Raw genomic sequence first — 20,993 nt, 5'->3', positions numbered from 1 at the left:
GGGGGATTTCTTGTGTTCGGGGCGGTGGCGGCGGGCCGCCTCAGACGACCTCGGCGAGCTCCTCCAGCAGGCGCCGCTTGGGGCGGGCGCCCACCATCGACTTCACCGGCTCGCCGGCCCGGAACACCAGGAAGGTCGGCATCGACAGCACCCCGTACGCGAGAGTGGTCCGCGGATTGGTGTCCACGTCCAGCTGGACCACCTTCAGCCGGTCGCCCTCCTCGCGGGCCAGGTCGCTGAGGACCGGACCCATCTGCCGGCACGGCGGGCACCAGTCGGCGGTGAACTCGACCAGCACCGGCAGTTCCGCCCCCACAACCTCCGTCTCGAAGTCGTCGTCCGTCACCTCGGCCACACCCGCTGCCCTGATCACTGTGTCCGTCCTCCCAGTTCACACACCGGTTCCGGGCCGCCCGGAACCTCCGCACCGGCCGCCAGCTCGTCGCGCGCCCGCTCGGCCTTCTCCAGTTGGGTGCCGACCTGCGCCCGTACCGCCTGCAACTCGCCGATCAGCGCATCCAGCTCGCCGAGCTTGCGGCGGTAGACGGCCAGGGACGCCGGGCAGGAGTCGCCCTCGGGGTGTCCGGCGCGCAGACACTCCACGAAGGGGCGGGTCTCCTCCAGGTCGAACCCGAAGTCCTGCAACGTCCTGATCTGCCGCAGCAGTCTCAGGTCCTGCTCGTCGTAGGTCCGGTAGCCGTTCTCGCCCCGCCGGGCGGGCAGCAGCCCCCGCGACTCGTAGTACCGCAGGGTCCGCGTGGTCGTCCCGGCCCGCGCCGCCAGCTCGCCGATTCGCATGTCCCCGACGGTAATCCTTGACCTCGGCGTCAAGGCAACAGCGGGAGAGGGAAAGAGCGGCACGGACAATCGCGGTGGAACGCGCCGAGGGGTGGAACGCACCGAGCGGCCGGTCGCAGGGGAGGAGACCGGCCGCTCGGTGTTTCTTTCTCAGGGCGGGCAGGCGCAGGGGGGGGAGCGCTAGCCTCGCCCCTTCTCAGGGGAAGTCGTACGGGATCAGGCTTTCGGGTCGTACGGGATCAGGCTTTCGCCAGTTCCTTCTCGCCGCCCTGCTCGGGCACGGCGGGCCCGGTGCCGTGGCCGTCGTCGAGCAGGGTCTTCTCGTCGAAGGGCAGTTCGCCGGCGAGCACCCGGTCCACCCGCTCCTTGTCGACCTCGCCCGTCCAGGTGCCGATCAGCAGCGTGGCGACGGCGTTGCCGGTGAAGTTGGTGACGGCGCGGGCCTCGCTCATGAAGCGGTCGATGCCGATGATCAGGCCGACGCCGTCGACCAGCGCGGGCTTGTGCGACTGGAGGCCGCTGGCCAGGACGGCGATACCGGATCCCGAGACACCGGCGGCGCCCTTCGAGGCGACCATCATGAAGAGCAGCAGGCCGATCTGCTGGCCGATGCCCATCGGCTGGTCCAGCGCGTCGGCGATGAACAGCGAGGCCATGGTCAGGTAGATCATGGTGCCGTCGAGGTTGAAGGAGTAGCCGGTCGGCACGGTGATGCCGACGACCGGGCGGCTGACGCCCAGGTGCTCCATCTTCGCGATGAGCCGCGGCAGCGCGGACTCGGACGACGAGGTGGAGACGATCAGCAGGAACTCCCGGCCGAGGTACTTCAGCAGGTGCCAGAGGTTGACCTTGGCCACCAGCTTCACCAGCGGGCCGAGCACGACGGCCACGAACAGCAGACAGGTGATGTAGAAGCCGAACATGATCGTGGCGAGCGCCTTGAGGGCGTCCATGCCGGTCTCGCCGATGACCGCCGCCATGGCGCCGAAGGCACCGACGGGCGCGGCCCACATGATCATGGCGAGCACCCGGAAGACCAGCTTCTGGATGTGCTCGACACCGCGCAGCACCGGCTCCCCGGCCCGGCCCATGGCTTGCAGTGCGAAGCCGACGAGCAGCGCCACCAGCAGCGTCTGGAGCACCTCGCCCTCGGTGAACGCCGACACCAGGGTCTTCGGGATGATGCCGAGCGCGAAGTCCACGGGGCCCTCGGCGGCCTCCTCGGCCGCGTCGTGGCCGACGCCCTTGACCGACTCGGTCAGGTGCATTCCGCTGCCGGGGTGGATGATGTTGCCGACGACCAGGCCGATGGCCAGCGCCACGACGGACATCACGACGAAGTAGCCGAGCGCGAGGCCGCCGACCTTGCCGACCTTGGCGGCCTTGCGGACCGATCCGACGCCGAGCACGATCGTGCAGAAGATGATCGGTGAGATCATCATCTTGATCAGGGCCACGAAGCCCGTGCCGAGCGGCTTGAGCTCCTTGGCGAAGTCCGGCGCCGCGAACCCGACGGCGATACCGAGAGCCACTGCGGCGATCACCGCGATGTACAGATAGTGGGTGCGGTCCCGCTTCTTGGCAGCGGGTGCGGCAGGTGCCGTTCCGGGTGTGCTGGTGCTCACGGCTGCCCTCCTTGACGACGTCGTCGGCATCATTCCGGCGTGCGGCTCACGTCCGGGGCGTCCGGGCGGCCGGCCCCTGACGGTGACCGGACCGGGGGCCGGTCGCGGCCGGACCTGGTCTCGCACCCGGTCCTTCGGGGCCGGGAGAACCATCCCGGGCTGCGGTGACTATCTCCCAGCACGTGAGGGCCGTCACCCTTCCGTTCATTTAGTTCACGCTTACCCCCGGAGGCAGACTGGCGTTATGCGTCTCCCCCACGTCCCCCGGCCCCGCAGCCTGGCCGGCCAGCTCTTCGCCATGCAGGCCGTGCTGATCGCGGTCGTCGTCGCGGGGTGCGCGCTCTTCACGTACGTCAGCGACCGCAGCCAGGCCGAGGACGCGGCGGGGCGGCAGGCCGAGGCGGTGGCCCGCTCGGTCGCGGACGCCCCGTCGGTGCGCGCGGCCATCCGCACCTCCGACCCGACGAAGCTGCTCCAGCCGTACACCACCGAGGTGCTGAGCCACACCGAGGTGGACTTCGTGACGATCATGAATCCGCGGGGGATCCGCTGGACGCACCCCGACACGACACTGATCGGCAAGCACTTCCTCGGGCACACCGCCCGCGCGCTGCGCGGCGAGGCGTTCACCGAGACGTACACGGGCAGCCTGGGCCCCTCGGTGCGGGCCGTCGTGCCGATCACCGACGACGGGCGCATCGTCGGCCTGGTCAGCGCGGGCATCCGGGTCGACGTCATCACCGCCCGGGTCCAGGACCAGGTGGCGGCGCTGCTCGGGGTCGCGGCGGGCGCGCTCGCGCTGGGCGCCGTCGGCACGTACGTCGCCAACGCCCGGCTGCGCCGCCACACCCACAACATGAACGCCACCGAGCTGAGCCGGATGCACGACTACCACCAGGCCGCGCTGCACGCCGTGCGCGAGGGTCTGCTGATGCTCGACGGGCAGTTCCGGGTGGCGCTGATCAACGACGGGGGCCGGGAGCTGCTGGGCGTCAGCGGCGAGGTCGTCGGCCGTTCGGTCGCCGAACTCGGGCTGCCCGCGCCGCTCACCGGCGCCCTGCTGGCCTCGGAGCCCCGTACGGACGAGGTGCACCTGACGGCCACCCGGGTGCTGATCCTGAACACCTCGCCGGTGTCGGGCGGCGAGCGCCGGGGCAGCGTGGTCACCCTGCGCGACGTCACGGAGTTGCAGTCCCTGATGGGCGAGCTGAACTCGGAGCGCGGCTTCACGCAGGCGCTGCGCTCGCAGGCGCACGAGGCCGCCAACCGGCTGCACACGGTGGTCTCCCTGATCGAGCTGGGCCGCGCCGAGGAGGCCGTCGACTTCGCCACGGCCGAGCTGGAGCTGGCGCAGGCGCTCACCGACCAGGTGGTGGCGGCGGTCGGCGAGCCGGTGCTCGCGGCCCTGCTGCTCGGCAAGGCGGCGCAGGCGAACGAGCGGGGCGTGGAGCTGGTGGTGTCTCAGGACAGCCGGCTCGACGACGGCCTGCTGCCGTCCTCGCTCCCGGCCCGCGACCTGGTGACGATCCTCGGGAACCTGATCGACAACGCCGTGGACGCGGCGCAGGGCTCGACGGGGGCGCGGGTGACGGTGACCGCCTTCGCCGACGGGACGGGTACGGCGACCGCGGCCGCCCATCTCGTGCTGCGGGTCTCCGACACCGGGGCCGGGGTGGACCCGGCGCACGCGGAGGAGGTCTTCGAGCGCGGCTGGTCGACCAAGCCGGCCGGGCCCGGGGGCCGCGGTCTGGGCCTCGCCCTGGTGCGGCAGACCGTGCGGCGGCACGAGGGCACGCTGCGGGTGACGGAGGCCGCCGGGGGCGGGGCGGAGTTCGAGGCGCGGATCCCGTTGCCTACGGTGTCCTCGGCCGCGGCCCCCGACGAGGAGGCCCCGGCCGGTCCCGGCGCGGCCGGGACCGCAGGCCCGCGCGAACCCGCGCCGGACTGCGCCCAGCACGCCCTGCCTGGAGGCGACGCATGACCGAGCCCATCCGCGTCCTGGTCGTGGAGGACGACCCCGTCGCCGCCGACGCGCACGTGATGTACGTCGGGCGGGTGCCCGGGTTCACGGCGGTCGGCAAGGCGCACACGGGCGCGGAGGCGCGGCGCGCCCTGGACCGGATGCCGGTTGATCTGCTGCTGCTCGATCTGCACCTGCCGGACGTGCACGGGCTCCAGCTCGCCAGGTCGCTGCGCGCGGCCGGGCATCACGCCGACGTGATCGCGGTGACGTCGGCGCGGGACCTGGCCGTGGTCAGGGAGGGGGTCTCGCTCGGGGTGGTCCAGTACGTGCTGAAGCCCTTCACCTTCGCCACCCTGCGGGACCGTCTCGTCAGGTACGCCGAGTTCCACGCGGCGGCCGGTGAGGCGAGCGGGCAGGACGAGGTGGACCGGGCGCTGGCCACCCTGCGGGCGCCGGGACCCGCGGCGCTGCCGAAGGGGCTGAGCGCGCCGACCCTGGAACGGGTGACGCGTGCGCTGCGGGACTGCGCGGAGGGTCTGACGGCGGCCGGTGTCGCGGAGGCGGTCGGGATATCCCGTATCACCGCCCGGCGTTATCTGGAACACCTGGTCGACACCGGACGGGCCGGCCGAAGACCCCTGTACGGACAGGTCGGCCGCCCCGAACTGGTCTACCGGTGGTCCGGCTCGCCCCGCTGACACCGCGGTCGGCACCGGGCCCCACGACGGTACGCACGCCGGTGACCGGCACCGACTCCGCGCGGGCGTGCTCCGGGAGGCCGCCCGGGCAAGACGCTGCAAGGTCATTGACCTGACATACGAACGCCTCCTACGTTCACCGGGCAGACAGACTCGGCCACAACGACGTCGGCCAGTAGGAGGTCGTGCCCGTGCGCCCCACCGCCGCCCGCTTCCGTACTCCCACCTCTTTGCTGCTCTCCGCCCTGCTGACCGTCTCCGCCGGCGGTGCCCTCGCCGGCTGCGGCAGCGGCTCCGGCAGCGACCCGGACACGGTGAAGGTGTCCTTCAAGCAGTCCACGGACAACTCCGTCAAGGTGATGGACACCTATCTCGACGGCATCAAGAAGCAGTTCGAGAAGGCCAACCCCGGCAAGAAGGTCGAGTTCGTTCCGATCAAGGCCCCGGACGCGGAGTACTACACCAAGCTCCAGCAGATGCTGCGCTCCCCGAAGACCGCCCCCGACCTGGTCTACGAGGACACCTTCCTCATCAATTCGGACATCACCAGCGGTTATCTGAAGCCTCTCGATCCGTACCTGGACAAGTGGGAGGACTGGGGCCAGTTCATCGACACGGCCAAGTCGGCGGCCAAGGCCGAGGACGGCAAGACGTACGGCGTCCCGGACGGGACCGACACCCGGGGGCTCTGGTTCGACAAGGGCGTCTTCGCCAGGGCGGGGCTGCCCGCCGACTGGCAGCCGAAGACGTGGGACGACGTGCTCGACGCGGCCCGCACCATCAAGAAAAAGGTCCCGGGCGTCGTCCCGCTCAACGTGTACACGGGCAAGCCCGCCGGTGAGGGCGCCACCATGCAGGGCTTCGAGATGCTCCTGTACGGCACGAACGACGGGAAGACGGACCCGCTCTACGACGCCTCCAGCAAGAAGTGGATCACCGGCAGCCAGGGCTTCAAGGACTCCCTTCGGTTCGTGGAGACGGTCTACAAGGAGAAGCTCGGCCCCGAGGTCTCCGACGCCCTCGACCCCAACTTCGGCACCAAGGTGCGCGGAGAACTGCTGCCCGGCGGCAAGCTCGGCATCGACCTGGACGGCAGCTGGCTGCCTCAGGACTGGCAGGAGGGCGCCGGGCACGAGTGGCCCGAGTGGTCGCAGAAGCTGGGCCTCGCCGCGATGCCGACCCGGACCGGGCAGGCGCCCGGCAAGGTGAGCATGTCCGGCGGCTGGACCTGGTCGATCCCGGCCAAGGCGACCAACCCCGACCTCGCCTTCAAGTTCATCGAGACGATGCAGACCAAGGCGAACGCCCAGAAGTGGTACATCGCCAACTCCGGCATCGCGGTGCGCAAGGACGTCGCCTCCGACCCCGCGTACGTGAAGGCGCAGCCCGGCATCAAGTTCTTCACGGACCTGGTCGAGTCCACCCACTACCGGCCCGCGTACCCGGCGTACCCGAAGGTCTCCACCGCCATCCAGGAGGCCATGGAGGGCGTGACGACGGGTGACGCCACCGTGAGCGAGGCGGCGAGCGGCTACGACGAGAACCTGAAGACCGTGACCGACGACCAAGTGATCCGCAAGTGAGCCTCGGCACCCGGGCGGTCCGGCCGCCGGTCCCGGCCCGCCCGTCCGTCACGAAAACCGGCTCCCCGCGCCGCCGGGGCGGGCTGCGCCGCTCCCTTCTGCGCGCGCTGCCCGTCTCCCCCGCCGTCGTCCTGCTGCTGCTCTTCCTGGCCGGGCCGATCGGCTACTGCGCCTGGATCGCCTTCACCGACCTCCAGCTCACCGGGCAGGCCGAGTCCTCCTTCGTCGGTCTGGAGAACTTCCGCAGAGCGTTCCAGGACGACGCGTTCCTGAACGCGGTCTGGCTGACCCTGGTGTTCACCGTGCTGTCCTCGCTGATCGGCCAGAACACCCTGGGGCTCGCGCTGGCCTCGCTGATGCGGCGGGCCTCGAAGCCGGTCCGTACGGTGGTCGGCGGGATCGTGATCACCGCGTGGGTGCTGCCCGAGGTGGTGGCGGGCTTCCTGCTCTACGCCTTCTTCCGCCGCGAGGGCACCCTGAACGCGATCCTGGACTGGCTCCATCTGCCGCAGCAGAACTGGCTGTTCACCCTGCCGATCCTCGCGGTGTCGTTCGCGAACGTGTGGCGCGGCACGGCCTTCTCGATGCTGGTCTACTCGGCGGCCCTGAACGAGATCCCGCAGGAGATCACCGAGGCCGCCGAGGTCGACGGCGCGGGCGGCTGGCGCCGCATGTGGCACATCACGCTGCCGATGATCCGCCGCTCGATCGGCACCAACCTGATGCTGAACACCCTCCAGACCCTGTCGGTCTTCGGGCTGATCTGGGTGATGACGAGGGGCGGGCCCGGCGCCAAGAGCCAGACGCTGCCCCTGTTCATGTACGAGCAGGCGTTCCAGAACAGCATGATCGGCTACGGCACCGCGGTGGCCCTGCTGCTGCTCGTGGTCGGCTCCCTGTTCTCCCTGGTGTACCTGCGGCTGCTGCGGACGGAGGTGTGAGATGGCACTGCTGACCCGGCGCACCCGGACGACCCGGTACACCCGCACGCCTTGGCGTACCGGCGGTACGGCGGCCTCGCGCCGCACCGGCCGGCGGCTCGCGGCGGACGCGGGGCTGCTCGTGGTGGCCGCCGCGTTCGTGCTGCCGCTGGCCTGGGTGGTCCTGTCCGCCCTCGACCCGCACGCCGATCTGCGGGTGCGGGTCCCGGACGGCGTCACCCTGGACAACTTCGACGCGGTCCTGAACAGCGACATCACCTTCACACCGCTGCTCAACAGCCTGATCCTGTGCGGCGGCGGGACGCTCCTGACGGTGGTGTGCGCGGCGCTCGCCGCCTATCCGCTGTCGCGGTTCCGCTCCCGCCTCAACCGCCCGTTCCTGCTGACGATCCTCTTCGCGACGAGCCTGCCGATCACCGCGATCATGGTCCCGGTGTACGCGCTGTTCGTACAGGTGGACCTGATCGACACCATGCAGGGCACGATCTTCTTCTTCGCCGCCTCCCAGCTCCCGTTCGCCATCTGGCTGATGAAGAACTTCATGGACGGGGTGCCGAAGGAGCTGGAGGAGGCGGCCTGGACCGACGGCGCGTCCTCGCTCCAGTCGCTGGTCCGGATCGTGCTGCCGCTCATGGGTCCGGGCGTCGCCGTGGTGACGGTCTTCTCCTTCGTGATGATGTGGGGCAATTTCTTCGTCCCGTTCATGCTGCTGCTCAGCCCGGACCAGATGCCCGCCTCCGTGAGCATCAACGACTTCTTCGGCAACCGCGGCATGGTGGTGTACGGGCAGCTCGCGGCGTTCTCGGTGATCTACTCGACGCCGGTGCTGCTGCTGTACGTGCTGGTCGCCCGCCGTCTGGGCGGCGGCTTCGCGCTGGGCGGGGCGGTCAAGGGGTGAAATGCGCCGCGGCCGGCCGCCCGCGGCCGGTACCCGCCTCCGGCCCGTCCGACCGGCCCGCTTGCGGAGCCGGGCGGGCGCGGCGCCCCGGCACCGGCTGGAATCGCTCCCTCCGGCGCCGGATCCGCGGGCCGCGCACGGCGCACCGGCCGCGCATATGCCCGTTCACCTTGCCCTTCGCGGACGGGCGACCCCCGGGAGGTCCGTACGGACCGCGCGGGCGCCGGAGCGGGCAGCGGCCGGTCAGGGCGCCGGAGGGAGAGCGATCACCTCCGGCCACGGCCGAAACCGTATGTTCCTACAATCTGTGATTGTGGCCGAACGCAACGTAGTCACCGCAGCCCCGCGCCCCTAGCTTGAGCGCGTGCACCTGCCGCCCGCTCAGCAGCCCACCCCGCCCTTCAACGCCCCTGCCGCCCGCAGACTGCGCGCCGGGCTCGGCATGGGACCCGAGCACGTCGCCTACGGAATGCGCGCCTCGTACGGACTGCCCTACGTCACGCCCGATCTCGTGGTCGCCTGGGAACGCGGGATCACCACCCCGACCGGACCCGAACTCACCGCGCTCGCGGGCGTGTTGTGGTGTTCTCCCGGTGAACTCATCGGCGCTCCGCGGACCTTGCGGGAGCACCGCGTGGCCCGCGGGCTCGCGCCCGAGGACGTGGCCCGCGCCGTCGGCCTCGAACTCCTCGCGTACCAGCGGATGGAGGAGACCGGCAAGTGGCGGGGCAACGAACGGCAGTCGTCCGCCCTCGCCGATCTGCTCGACCTGTCGCTGCCCGACTTCATCACCGTGACCGGCCGCGACCGCAAGCTGCGGGAACTGCTGCGCGCCGCGGTGACGACGCGCTGGCAGGCGTACGTGCGGCCGCTCGGCAAGATGGTGCCGCTGAACCGGCGGCTCCTGGAGGACGCCCTCCAGGAGCTGCACACGGACTACCAGGGGCAGACGGTCGCCACGCTGAGCTGGGCGGCCGGTCCGGCCGCCGGTGCGGCGGCCGACGCCGGGCAGGACTTCATGGACCGGATCGTCGAGATCTTCTGGTCGACGGTCGAGCGCAGCACGAGCTGAGCGCGGTCCGGGAGTCCTGCTAGAAGACCGACTCCGCCTCGTCCATGCGGTCCTTGGGCACCGTCTTCAGCTCGGTGACCGCCTCGGCGAGCGGCACCATCTTGATGTCCGTGCCGCGCAGCGCCGTCATCCTGCCGTAGTCGGAGCGGTGCGCGGCCTCGACCGCGTGCCAGCCGAACCGGGTGGCGAGCACCCTGTCGTACGCGGTCGGGGTGCCGCCGCGCTGCACGTGGCCGAGGATGACCGGCTTGGCCTCCTTGCCCAGGCGCCGCTCCAGTTCGTAGGCGAGGGCCGTGCCGATGCCCTGGAAGCGCTCGTGCCCGAACTGGTCGATCGCGCCGTGCCCGTAGTCCATGGTGCCCTCGGCGGGGTGGGCGCCCTCGGCGACGCAGACGACGGCGAACTTTTTGCCGCGGGAGAACCGCTCCTCGACCATCCGCACCAGGTCGGCGGGGTCGAAGGCGCGCTCGGGCAGGCAGATGCCGTGCGCGCCGGCGGCCATGCCGGACTCCAGGGCGATCCAGCCCGCGTGCCGGCCCATGACCTCGACGACCATGACGCGCTGGTGGGACTCGGCGGTCGTCTTGAGGCGGTCCATCGCCTCCGTGGCGACGCCGACCGCGGTGTCGAAGCCGAAGGTGCGGTCGGTGGAGGAGATGTCGTTGTCGATCGTCTTCGGCACGCCGACGACCGGCAGGCCCGCGTCGGAGAGCATCCGGGCGGCGGTCAGGGTGCCCTCGCCGCCGATCGGGACGAGCACGTCGATACCGAACTCGCGCACCGTGTCCTGCGCGTTCTCGCACGCCTCGCGGAGCCGGTCGCGCTGGAGCCGGGAGGAGCCGAGGATGGTGCCGCCGCGGGCGAGGATGCCGCTCACCGCGTTGAGGTCGAGACCACGGTAGCGGCCGTCGAGCAGGCCCGCGTAGCCGTCCTCGAAGCCGATGACCTCGTCCCCGTAGTGGGTGACCGCTCGGTGCACGACCGACCGGATCACTGCGTTCAGGCCCGGGCAGTCGCCGCCTGCGGTGAGAACTCCGATGCGCATCGTGCTCTGTCTCCTGCTCGCTGTCTGGTACGTGTGAGCCAGTCCGATTGTTTCACGCCCCACGGGGCGATGCCGCTTCCGCCCGCCCCAGCACTGCCAAGGGCCACGGGCGTCCCGCGCGTCGCGCCGGCACCCCCACCCTGACGGGCGCCTTATCCAGCCGCGCAGGTATTGTCAAGAGGGTTCTGCTCCCCACAGCGGGCTGTTCCCCCAGCGGGATATTTTTCGAGGTTCGAGGAACGGAGAACACGCGTGACGCGCAGCGTGTACGTGACCGGAATCGACCGCGGCGACGGCCGCCAGGTCGTCGAGCTGGGGGTCATGGAGCTCCTGACCCGCCGGGTCGACCGGGTGGGGGTCTTCCGGCCGCTCGTCCACGACGGCCCCGACCGGCTCTTCGAGCTGCTGCGCGCCCGCTACCGCCTGGCACAGGACCCGGCCACGGTGTACGGCATGGACTACCACGAGGCGTCCGCGCTCCAGGCCGAGCGGGGCACCGACGAACTGGTGTCCACCCTGGTCGACCGCTTCCACGCGGTCGCCCGCGACTACGAGATCGTCCTCGTCCTCGGCAGCGACTACGCCGACACCCAGCTCCCCGACGAGCTGGCGCTGAACGCCCGCCTCGCCAACGAGTTCGGCGCGAGCGTGATCCCGGTGGTGGGCGGCCGCAAGCAGACGTCGGAGTCGGTGCTCGCGGAGACCCGCAACGCCTACCGCGCCTACGAAGGGCTCGGCTGCGACGTCCTCGCGATGGTCACCAACCGGGTCGCCCCCGCCGACCGCGCCGGGATAGCCGGGCGGCTCGACTCCCGCCTCCCGGTGCCCTGTTACGTGATCCCGGACGAGCCCGCGCTGTCCGCGCCGACCGTCTCCCAGATCACCCAGGCACTCGACGGCACGGTGCTGCTCGGCGACGACTCGGGGCTCTCCCGGGACGCGCTGAACTTCGTCTTCGGCGGCGCCACGCTGCCCAACGTGCTGGGCGCGCTGACCCCCGGCTGCCTGGTCGTGACGCCCGGCGACCGCGCCGACCTGGTGGTGGGCGCCCTCGCCGCGCACAGCGCAGGCACCCCGCCGATCGCGGGCGTGCTGCTCACCCTGGACGAGCGGCCCAGCGACGAGGTGCTCACGCTCGCCGCCCGCCTGGCCCCCGGCACCCCGGTGGTCGCGGTGCGCACCGGCTCCTTCGACACCGCCGGCGAGCTGTTCGCCATGGAGGGCAAGCTGAACGCCGCCACCCCGCGCAAGGCGGAGACGGCGCTCGGCCTCTTCGAGCGGTACGTGGACACCGGTGACCTGCTCGACCGGGTCTCCGCCCCGAGCACCGACCGCGTCACTCCGATGATGTTCGAGCACGAGCTGCTCGAACAGGCCCGCTCCGACCGGCGCCGCGTGGTACTGCCCGAGGGCACCGAGCCGCGGGTGCTGCACGCCGCGGAGGTGCTGCTGCGCCGGGGCGTGTGCGACCTGACGCTGCTCGGCCCGGTGGACCAGATCCGCAAGAAGGCCGCCGACCTCGGCATCGACCTCGGCGCCGCCCAGCTGATCGACCCCGCGACCTCGGAGCTGCGGGACGCCTTCGCCGCGCGCTACGCCGCGCTGCGCGCCCACAAGGGCGTCACGGTGGAGCTGGCGTACGACGTCGTCGCGGACGTCAACTACTTCGGCACCCTGATGGTCGAGGAGGGCCTGGCCGACGGCATGGTGTCGGGCTCCGTGCACTCCACGGCCGCGACCATCCGCCCGGCCTTCGAGATCATCAAGACCAAGCCGGACGCGAGCATCGTCTCCTCCGTCTTCTTCATGTGCCTCGCCGACAAGGTGCTGGTCTACGGCGACTGCGCGGTCAACCCCGACCCGGACGCCCGCCAGCTCGCCGACATCGCCGTGCAGTCGGCCGCCACGGCCGCGCGGTTCGGCGTCGAGCCGCGGATCGCGATGCTGTCGTACTCGACCGGCACCTCGGGTTCCGGCGCGGACGTCGACAAGGTGCGCGAGGCCACCGAGCTGGTGCGCGGGCGCCGCGACGACCTGAAGATCGAGGGCCCGATCCAGTACGACGCCGCCGTGGAGCCGTCCGTGGCGGCCACCAAGCTGCCGGGCTCGGAGGTCGCGGGCCAGGCGTCCGTGCTGATCTTCCCGGACCTGAACACCGGGAACAACACGTACAAGGCCGTCCAGCGCTCGGCCGGCGCGATCGCCGTCGGCCCGGTCCTCCAGGGTCTGCGCAAGCCCGTCAACGACCTGTCGCGCGGTGCCCTCGTGCAGGACATCGTGAACACCGTCGCGATCACCGCCGTCCAGGCCCAGTCCCCCACTCCCGCCTCCGCCTCCACCTCCACCGACAAGGCAGCCACCGCGTGAGCTCCACCCGTGTCCTCGTCCTGAACTCCGGCTCGTCGTCGGTGAAGTACCAGTTGCTCGACATGCGCGACAGCAGCCGGCTGGCCGTGGGCCTGGTCGAGCGGATCGGCGAGCGGACCAGCCGGCTCAGGCACACCCCGCTGCTCGCGGGCGGTGAGCCCCGCGAGGTGACCGAGCCGATCGCCGACCACGGGGCCGCGCTGAAGGCCGTCGCCGGGGAGCTGTCCCGGGACGGGCTCGGCCTGGACTCCCCCGAGCTGGCCGCGATCGGCCACCGGGTGGTGCACGGCGGCAAGCACTTCACCCGCCCGACCGTCGTGGACGACGCCGTGCTCGCCGAGATCGAGCGGCTGATCCCGGTGGCCCCGCTGCACAACCCGGCGAGCCTGACGGGCATCCGCACGGCCCAGCGGCTGCGCCCCGACCTGCCCCAGGTGGCCGTCTTCGACACCGCCTTCCACACCTCGATGCCGGAGTCGGCGGCCCGCTACGCGCTGGACGTCGAGATCGCCGACGAGCACCGCATCCGCCGCTACGGTTTCCACGGGACGTCCCACGCGTACGTGTCCCGCGCGACCGCGAAGCTGCTGGGCAAGGACCCGTCCGAGGTGAACGTGATCGTGCTGCACCTGGGCAACGGCGCGTCGGCGAGCGCGGTGCGCGGGGGCAGCTGCGTGGACACCTCCATGGGGCTGACGCCTTTGGAGGGGCTGGTGATGGGTACGCGGTCGGGAGACGTGGATCCGGCCGTGATCTTCCACCTGTCCCGGGTCGGCGGCATGTCCATGGACGAGATCGACAGGCTGCTCAACACCAGGAGCGGTCTGGTCGGCCTCTGCGGCGACAACGACATGCGGGAGATCCGCCGCCGGATCGACGAGGGGGACGAGCGGGCGCGGCTCGCCTTCGACATCTACATCCACCGGTTGAGGAAATACATCGGCGCCTACTACGCGGTGCTCGGGAAGGTCGACGCGATCGCGTTCACGGCCGGGGTCGGCGAGAACGCCGCCCCGGTGCGGGAAGCGGCCGTGGCGGGCCTGGAAGGACTCGGCCTCGCGGTCGACGGCGAGCTGAACGCCGTACGGTCCGACCGGCCGCGGTTCATCTCCCCCGAGGACGCGCGGGTCGCGGTGGCCGTGGTGCCGACCGACGAGGAACTGGAGATCGCCACGCAGACGTACGCACTGGTGGGGGCCGGTCACGAGCCGTCCCCGGCGCCGTCGAACGATCTCACCTGAGCGGCGCCCCGCCCCTTTGTATCTTCCGCCAGCCGGAATATTCCGCAGCGAAACAAACCGATAGGATCGCCCCATGCGCCGTTCGAAAATCGTCTGTACCCTCGGCCCCGCGGTCGACACCCACGAGAAGCTCGTCGCGATGATTCAGGCGGGCATGAACGTGGCCCGCTTCAACTTCAGCCACGGCTCCCACGCCGAGCACCAGGCACGTTACGACCGGGTCCGGGCCGCCGCCGCCGAGACCGGCCGCGCCATCGGTGTCCTCGCCGACCTCCAGGGCCCGAAGATCCGCCTGGAGACCTTCGCCGAGGGCCCCGTCGAGCTGGTGCGCGGTGACGAGTTCACCATCACCACCGAGGACGTCCCGGGCGACAAGACGATCTGCGGCACCACCTACAAGGGCCTGCCCGGCGACGTCTCCAAGGGCGACCAGATCCTGATCAACGACGGCAACGTCGAGCTGCGCGTGGTCGAGATCGACGGCCCCCGGGTCAAGACGGTCGTCATCGAGGGCGGCGTCATCTCCGACCACAAGGGCATCAACCTGCCCGGCGCGGCCGTCAACGTGCCCGCCCTGTCCGAGAAGGACATCGAGGACCTGCGCTTCGCCCTGAAGATGGGCTGCGACCTGGTCGCGCTGTCCTTCGTGCGGGACGCCCACGACGTCAACGACGTCCACAAGATCATGGACGAGGAGGGCCGCCGGGTCCCCGTCATCGCCAAGGTGGAGAAGCCGCAGGCGGTGGAGAACATGGAGGCCGTCGTGGCGGCCTTCGACGGCGTCATGGTGGCCCGCGGCGACCTCGCCGTCGAGTATCCGCTGGAGCGGGTGCCGATGGTGCAGAAGCGGCTGGTGGAGATGTGCCGCCGCAACGCCAAGCCGGTGATCGTCGCGACCCAGATGATGGAGTCGATGATCACCAACTCCCGTCCGACGCGCGCCGAGGCCTCCGACGTCGCGAACGCGATCCTGGACGGCGCGGACGCGGTCATGCTGTCGGCCGAGTCGAGCGTGGGCGCGTACCCGGTCGAGACGGTCAAGACGATGTCGAAGATCGTCGTCGCGGCCGAGGACGAGCTGCTCTCCAAGGGTCTCCAGCCGCTGGTCCCGGGCAAGAAGCCGCGGACGCAGGGCGGTTCGGTGGCCCGTGCCGCCGCCGAGATCGCGGACTTCCTCGGCGGCAAGGGCCTGGTGGCCTTCACCAAGTCCGGTGACACCGCCCGCCGCCTGTCCCGCTACCGCGCGGCCCAGCCGATCCTGGCCTTCACCACCGACGAGGGCACCCGCAACCAGCTCGCGCTGAGCTGGGGCGTCGAGTCCCACGTCGTCCCGTTCGTGAACAGCACGGACGAGATGGTCGACCTGGTCGACTCCGAGCTGCAGAAGCTCAACCGCTTCGGCCAGGGCGACATCGTCGTGATCACCGCGGGTTCGCCCCCCGGCGTCTCCGGCACCACCAACATGGTCCGGGTGCACCACCTGGGCGGCGCGGACGCCTGACCCGGTCCCGCTCGCGCATACGGCCGCGGCCCGGTCCTCACCTCTTCGGTGCGGACCGGGCCGCGGCCTTTGTGCGGCTCCCGGACGGGTCTGTGGGGTACGTCAGTCGGTGGTGTACTGGTGCAGCCCGGGGATGGTCAGCGTCCCGCCGAACTGACCGGCCTGCACGACCTTCACCTTGGTGAAATAGATGAGCGGGATGTTCAGCGGCGGCGGGTTCTCCGGGCTGAACGTGACCGGGATCAGGCCGAGCAGGTTTCCGGAGATGCTCTCGGTGTACATGACGGTCTTGCCGTCGCGGATGGTGGAGGTCGTGCCCGCGCCGGCCTGGACGTGGTACGTCTTGCCGGCCTGCTTGTCGTTCACGGTCTGGTGCAGGTCGCCGATGTCGGTGCCGTCGGAGATCACGTACTTCAGGACCTCCTTGACCGTGCCGTTGGCGGTCTTCACCTTGACGACGCCCTGGTAGTCGGCGCCCTTGAGCAACAGCGAGCTGGCGTCCAGGTACCAGGGGTCGTCGGGCAGCGCCGCGACCTTCTCGACCCCGCCCTCCTCGTCGGTGGCGGCCGGACAGTCCCCGGGGTCCGTGCTCGAGCTCGCGCTCGGCGACGGGGTGGCCGAGGCCGCCGCGGACTCGGCCGCCTCGGCGGCCTCCCCGGCCGCGTCCTTCGCCTCGTCGGTGGTGTCCTCAACCGTCTTGCCGGCCTCGTCGACCGTGTCCTTCACCGTGTCGGTGACCTTGTCGGTCGTCTCCTTCACGGAGTCCGAGGCCGAGTCGGAGCCGGACTCGTCCGCGGCGGCGGAGGAGGACGCGGACGGCGTGGGGGTGGCGCTCGCGCTCTCCTTCTCGTCGGGCGTGAGGATGTCCTTGAGGGCGTCGCCGATGCCCAGCGGGTCGAGCGGGTTCTTGCTGCTCTCGGACGCCGAGGGCGTCGCGGTGGCGCTGTCGCCGCTCTCGGCGGACTTGCTCGCGGACGGGGTGGGCGTGGCCTCCGCCTCGTCGTCGGAACCTGAATCCGGCGAAGAGGCGTCGTCCGGGGAGCCCGCGGAGTCCGAGGACCCCGAACCGTCCGAGGAGCCCGCGGAGGCCGAGGGCGTCGGCTCCGCCTCGTCGGCGGAGGACGAGGCACTGGCGGAGGGCGACGGGGAGGCGGAGGCGTCCTTGTCGTCGCCGTCCAGCGCCTCCACGCAGGCCTGGTACTCGTCGGCCGTGAGGCTCTTGGACGACGTCGACGCGTGGTCGTCCGCGTTGGCGAGGGTCGGCGTCAGGCCCATTCCCATGAGCACCGCCGTCGGCATCGCCGCGATGGCTATCGCCTTGCCCGCCGGCACGTTGATCCTGGTGAACAGCGGCTTTCTGGGTGCGGCGTGCCGCGGTCCGGTTCTCGCGCGGACCCCCGCAGAGTCCGCGCGGGTCGCCTCGTCAGCCGGCACTGTGCCTCCCGTTCGCCCCGTTGGCCGGGCTCGTTCCTGACAGGTCATTCGGCTCGCCCGCCCCGTCCGCGGTCCCCGGCGGCACGCTGTCCGGCGCACCCGGGCCGGTCTTCTGCGCAGTCCCGGCGGCCTGCTTCGGCGGCTCGCCCGGCGCCCAGGCGATGGCCATCGCGCCACCGATCAGGGCGAACAGGAAGCCGATGAGGAAGCCGCCGAGGTTGGACACCGGGATGGAGACGAGGGCCAGCAGGATCGCGGCGACCCCCGCGAAGGTCCGTACGTGCCGCTGGAACCACAGGCTGATCCCGAGCACCACCAGGAGCACGCCGATGATGAGGGAGCCGGCACCCCCGGTGGTCGCCATGGCCAGCGTCAGGTGACCGATGTGGAGGTTCGCGTACGGGAAGTACATGATCGGGAAGCCACCGAGCAGGACGAACAGACCGGCCCAGAACGGACGGCCGCCCCGCCAGTCTCGGAACCGCAGCCGCCAGTCGGTGAAGTGGCCGCGCGCGGCAGGAGTCTCGGCGCTCATCGAAAACAGCTCCCTGGAACGGCGTTGCCGTGAAAAGTTCGCGTACTACGGAGAAGGAGCGGGCGGGTGAGGCGGCGCTGCCCCCTCACCCGCCCTGCGAGTGCCTAGTAGCACTCGTTGGTGCCCTTGGACAGCGACATCTTGAGGTTGCTGAGCTTGAAGGTTCCGGCGGTGGTCGCCCACGCCGTCTGCTTCACGTCGGTCAGCACGGCCTTGTCCGCCTGCTGCGCGAACCCGTAGGGGTTCGCCTGGTCACCCTTGGCAATGCCCGGACCCTTGGCGGCGTCCTTGGCGGCGACGCCGATGTCGATGTTCGAGAACGTGGCGTTCGCCTGGAGGTCCTCGACGTCGATGTACAGGTTCTCGGCCTCGACCGCCTTGCCGCCCGTACCGGCGGACAGCTTGAGGGTGATGGTGCCGATGAGCGGGATGTCCGGGGTGACCACGGACTGGCACATGTCGGTGATCGAGGCGTTCTTGAACGCCGAGACCGCGACCGGGTGCGCCGTCTTCTTGCCGTCGAGGGTGTACCCCGCGTCGACGGCTCCGTACTGCACGAAGTTGTAGCCCGTCAGTTGCTCAGCCGTCACCTTGAACGACTGGCCCGACACGCTGAACGACGCGGCGAGAGCGCCCTGCGCAAGGGCGACACCTATCGCTGCCGTGGCGGCCACGCTGGGCACCATCACGACCGCGAACCGCTTCCATCTGGTCCCGCCACGCACCTGGGACTCCATATTTCCTCCTTCTCGGACGTACATCTCCTGGCCCTGACTGCCCCTTGTCGGCGGCTCAGCCGGGCAGGGATGGGAGAAGTGCTACGTCCTCGGGAAGGAGAGCGCCTGTACTCGCGGGCGCCATCGCACCCGAACCACCGGCGATCACCCCCGAGCGACAACCACTGGTCGCGCCTGACACGCATCACGCACAACCTGCCGGACAGGCTCCGCCGATCAGGCAGAGACCCCCCTGTCCGAGAGCCGGCACCACTGCTGCCGCCTCTACTCGGTGGGGACCCAGAAGACCCGTCGGCCCGACTGGCTGTCGGGATACGGCAATGGACCGAGCGTCGCCGATCGTGGTGCATTCTGGCCGCCCGCACAAGGGGGTTCGTTACTCGCTAGTAACGGCGGGATAACCGAACAACGACCGGACGGCATCGACAGACAACACAGGGTGGCACCGGAGGGTGCGGCAAAGAGGTTGATTCACGGACAGAATTGGACAGGAAAACGCGTTTGACTTACTACGAGTAACAGCGGCCGCGATTACCAAGTTTTGGTAAAGCGCGGCCGCTGTGACCCGTCGCGGCCGAATCTTTCACTCCGGCATCACATGTCCGAGCGTTTAGGAACAGGTCAGAACAGGGCGCGTGCGAGGGCCCTGCGCGCCGCCGTCACACGGGGGTCGTCGGCGCCGACCACCTCGAAGAGTTCGAGCAGCCGCAGCCGCGCGGCGTCCCGGTCGTCGCCCGCCGTGCGCCGCACCGCGTCGACGAGCCGCCCGAACGCGTCCTCGACGTGCCCGCCCACCAGATCCAGGTCGGCGGCGGCGATCTGGGCCGCCACGTCCGCGGGCTTCTCGGCGGCGTCCTTGCGCACCTGCTGCGGGTCCGCGCCCTGCACCCGCTGGAGCAGCTCCGCCTGGGCAAGACCGAGCTTGGCCTCGGTGTTGCCCGGGTCGTCGCTCAGCACGTTCTTGTACGCCTGCACCGCGCCGCCGAGGTCGCCCGCGTCCAGCGCCCGCACGGCCGCCTCGAGAAGCGCGTCGTACGGCCCGGCGGGCACCTCGTGGGCCACCGGGGCCTCACCGGGCGCGGCGTCCGGGTCGACGGTCAGGCCGGTGAGGCCGAAGCGCTCCTCGGCGACCTGGACCAGCTGGTCGAGGGTCCCGCGGATCTGCGCCTCGCCCGCCGCGCCCTGGAAGAGCGGCAGCGCCTGCCCGGCGACCACCGCGAAGACGGCCGGGATCCCCTGGATCCCGAACTGCTGCATCAGCATCTGGTTGGCGTCGACGTCGATCTTGGCGAGGACGAAGCGCCCGTCGTACTCGGCGGCCAGCCGCTCCAGGACCGGGCTGAGCTGCTTGCACGGCTCGCACCACTCGGCCCAGAAGTCGATGACCACCGGTACCTCGGTGGAGCGCTGGAGTACGTCGCGTTCAAAACCCGCCTCGTCTACGTCGATGACGAGGCTCGCGGGGCTCACCGCCCCGCCGCCGCCCTGCCTGGCGGCTTCGGCGCGCGCCTGTTCCGCCTTCGCCTTGGCCTCCTGGGCCGCCTTCACCGCGGCGAGGTCGACGACTCCGCTCATGGACATGTTCCGTGGCTGCATGAGTACATCCTCCCCCTTCCGCGCGCGGCTGTGAAAAGCGTTGTGAAAGCCGGGTCCGACGGGCGGCCGGACCGGCCTCTCGTGCATGATGATCGGCACCGGATCCCCGTCCGGCACCGGCGGCGGCACCGGGTCCCCACCCGGTACCTGTGGTCGTCGCCCGCGCGCGGCAACCGCCCGCGCACGCTTTCGCTACGGGTCGTAGCGTAACTGCCCCGGGGGAGTGCCGTACGCGTTCTCCCGGTGATCTCCCTCACGACTTCACACAACGGCCGGATATGGTCGCTGACATGCAGAGTCGCCAGCCCGCTCAACGTCCGGGGCGCCCGCGAAGTGCCGCCGCGGACGCCGCGATCCTGGAGGCCACCCGCGCGGCTCTGGTCGAGCTGGGCTGGTCGAAGCTGACGCTGGGGGACGTCGCGGCGCGGGCCGGGGTCGCGAAGACGACGCTCTACCGCCGCTGGGCGGGCAAGAACGAACTCGTGGTGGACGCCGTCGCCGTGCTCTTCGACGAGCTGCGGCTGCCCGACCGGGGCAGCCTGGCGGCCGACGTCGAGGGCGTGGTGCTCCAGTTCGCGGCGATCCTGGACCGCCCGGAGACGAAGACGGCCCTGATGGCGGTCGTCGCCGAGTCCACCCGGGACGAGCCGCTGCGCGAGCGCATCAGGACCTCGATCGTGGACCGCCAGAAACGGCTGGTTCTGGAGGGCCGGGCGCGCGCGCAGGCCCGCGGCGAGCTGCCGCCCGAGGAGGACCCCGGGGCGGCGGCCCGCACCGCGGACCTGATCTTCGACGTGGTGGCGGGGGCGGTGGTGCACCGCACGCTGGTGAGCGCGGAGCCGGCTGACGCGGAGTGGGTACGCAGCTTCACGCGAGTGCTGCTTCTCGGACTTTCGGGGGCGGCGGGCGGATCCGCCCTCGCCGGGGCGCCCGCCCCCCCCCGGAGTGGCCAGGGCGGT

The 20,993-nt window shown here is 71.0% G+C and carries 18 protein-coding genes; 10 read left to right on the top strand and 8 right to left on the bottom strand.

Annotated elements, in window-relative coordinates; translation table 11 throughout:
* Positions 1-40: 40 nt before the first annotated feature.
* The 3 genes from ACFV6E_RS40195 to ACFV6E_RS40185 all read right to left on the bottom strand — a co-directional run bounded on the left by ACFV6E_RS40195 (position 41) and on the right by ACFV6E_RS40185 (position 2,456).
* Complete coding sequence (locus tag ACFV6E_RS40195; RefSeq protein WP_385177829.1) at positions 41-373, bottom strand: thioredoxin family protein; 333 nt, start codon at positions 371-373, stop codon at positions 41-43.
* A complete protein-coding gene (locus tag ACFV6E_RS40190) occupies positions 370-798 on the bottom strand; it encodes a MerR family transcriptional regulator (protein WP_385177831.1) in 429 nt (142 codons plus the stop codon). Before ACFV6E_RS40190 ends, ACFV6E_RS40195 begins: the two co-directional genes overlap by 4 nt.
* A gap of 239 nt (positions 799-1,037) precedes the next feature.
* Positions 1,038-2,456, bottom strand: a complete 1,419-nt coding sequence (locus ACFV6E_RS40185) for a cation:dicarboxylate symporter family transporter (RefSeq protein WP_385173206.1) — start codon at positions 2,454-2,456, stop codon at positions 1,038-1,040.
* A gap of 211 nt (positions 2,457-2,667) precedes the next feature.
* Here ACFV6E_RS40185 and ACFV6E_RS40180 point away from each other — a divergent pair, with 211 nt between their 5' ends.
* From ACFV6E_RS40180 to ACFV6E_RS40155, 6 genes are all read left to right on the top strand, one after another.
* On the top strand, positions 2,668-4,404 hold the full coding sequence (locus ACFV6E_RS40180) for an ATP-binding protein (RefSeq protein WP_385468538.1): 1,737 nt from the start codon (positions 2,668-2,670) through the stop codon (positions 4,402-4,404).
* Entirely contained in the window at positions 4,401-5,084 is a 684-nt protein-coding gene (locus tag ACFV6E_RS40175; RefSeq protein WP_385173200.1) for a response regulator, read from the top strand. Before ACFV6E_RS40180 ends, ACFV6E_RS40175 begins: the two co-directional genes overlap by 4 nt.
* 185 nt (positions 5,085-5,269) lie before the next feature.
* The gene (locus ACFV6E_RS40170) at positions 5,270-6,667 is read left to right on the top strand and encodes an extracellular solute-binding protein (RefSeq protein ID WP_385173198.1); all 1,398 of its coding nucleotides are present in this window, start codon (positions 5,270-5,272) and stop codon (positions 6,665-6,667) included.
* A gap of 83 nt (positions 6,668-6,750) precedes the next feature.
* Positions 6,751-7,608 carry a carbohydrate ABC transporter permease gene (locus ACFV6E_RS40165; RefSeq protein ID WP_385173212.1) on the top strand — a complete coding sequence of 286 codons (858 nt, stop codon included), beginning with the start codon at positions 6,751-6,753 and terminating at the stop codon, positions 7,606-7,608.
* A gap of 1 nt (position 7,609) precedes the next feature.
* Positions 7,610-8,506 (top strand): carbohydrate ABC transporter permease, encoded by an 897-nt coding sequence (locus ACFV6E_RS40160; protein ID WP_385173196.1) that lies wholly within the window; start codon positions 7,610-7,612, stop codon positions 8,504-8,506.
* A 442-nt stretch (positions 8,507-8,948) separates the two neighbouring features.
* Complete coding sequence (locus tag ACFV6E_RS40155) at positions 8,949-9,578, top strand: XRE family transcriptional regulator (protein ID WP_385173209.1); 630 nt, start codon at positions 8,949-8,951, stop codon at positions 9,576-9,578.
* Between the two features lie 19 nt (positions 9,579-9,597).
* On the opposite strand, the gene ACFV6E_RS40150 is transcribed toward ACFV6E_RS40155, so the two are convergent.
* Entirely contained in the window at positions 9,598-10,623 is a 1,026-nt protein-coding gene (locus ACFV6E_RS40150; RefSeq protein ID WP_385173193.1) for an ATP-dependent 6-phosphofructokinase, read from the bottom strand.
* 252 nt (positions 10,624-10,875) lie between these two features.
* Between ACFV6E_RS40150 and pta the strand changes: the two genes are divergently transcribed.
* The 3 genes from pta (at position 10,876) to pyk (ending at position 15,732) form a co-directional block, all read left to right on the top strand.
* The gene (gene pta / locus ACFV6E_RS40145; protein ID WP_385468535.1) at positions 10,876-12,990 is read left to right on the top strand and encodes a phosphate acetyltransferase; all 2,115 of its coding nucleotides are present in this window, start codon (positions 10,876-10,878) and stop codon (positions 12,988-12,990) included.
* Entirely contained in the window at positions 12,987-14,231 is a 1,245-nt protein-coding gene (locus ACFV6E_RS40140; RefSeq protein WP_385468532.1) for an acetate kinase, read from the top strand. Before pta ends, ACFV6E_RS40140 begins: the two co-directional genes overlap by 4 nt.
* Before the next feature lie 73 nt (positions 14,232-14,304).
* The gene (gene pyk / locus ACFV6E_RS40135; protein WP_385173184.1) at positions 14,305-15,732 is read left to right on the top strand and encodes a pyruvate kinase; all 1,428 of its coding nucleotides are present in this window, start codon (positions 14,305-14,307) and stop codon (positions 15,730-15,732) included.
* A 102-nt stretch (positions 15,733-15,834) separates the two neighbouring features.
* Here the strand turns inward: pyk and ACFV6E_RS40130 are convergent, their stop codons facing one another.
* The 4 genes from ACFV6E_RS40130 to ACFV6E_RS40115 form a co-directional block, all read right to left on the bottom strand.
* Complete coding sequence (locus tag ACFV6E_RS40130; protein WP_385468529.1) at positions 15,835-17,166, bottom strand: hypothetical protein; 1,332 nt, start codon at positions 17,164-17,166, stop codon at positions 15,835-15,837.
* Entirely contained in the window at positions 17,156-17,701 is a 546-nt protein-coding gene (locus tag ACFV6E_RS40125) for a DUF6114 domain-containing protein (protein WP_385173178.1), read from the bottom strand. Before ACFV6E_RS40125 ends, ACFV6E_RS40130 begins: the two co-directional genes overlap by 11 nt.
* Before the next feature lie 104 nt (positions 17,702-17,805).
* A complete protein-coding gene (locus tag ACFV6E_RS40120) occupies positions 17,806-18,438 on the bottom strand; it encodes a DUF6230 family protein (protein ID WP_385173175.1) in 633 nt (210 codons plus the stop codon).
* A 621-nt stretch (positions 18,439-19,059) separates the two neighbouring features.
* A complete protein-coding gene (locus ACFV6E_RS40115; protein WP_385173172.1) occupies positions 19,060-20,034 on the bottom strand; it encodes a tetratricopeptide repeat protein in 975 nt (324 codons plus the stop codon).
* Positions 20,035-20,324: 290 nt separating this feature from the next.
* Here ACFV6E_RS40115 and ACFV6E_RS40110 point away from each other — a divergent pair.
* Positions 20,325-20,993, top strand: a 669-nt coding sequence (locus ACFV6E_RS40110) for a TetR/AcrR family transcriptional regulator (protein ID WP_385468526.1), incomplete at its 3' end; no start/stop codon positions are given.

Source organism: Streptomyces sp. NPDC059785 (assembly GCF_042732375.1).
Classification (GTDB): domain Bacteria; phylum Actinomycetota; class Actinomycetes; order Streptomycetales; family Streptomycetaceae; genus Streptomyces.
The sequence above is the reverse complement of the archived record's forward strand: the minus strand, read 5'-3'. Positions and strand labels throughout refer to the sequence as shown.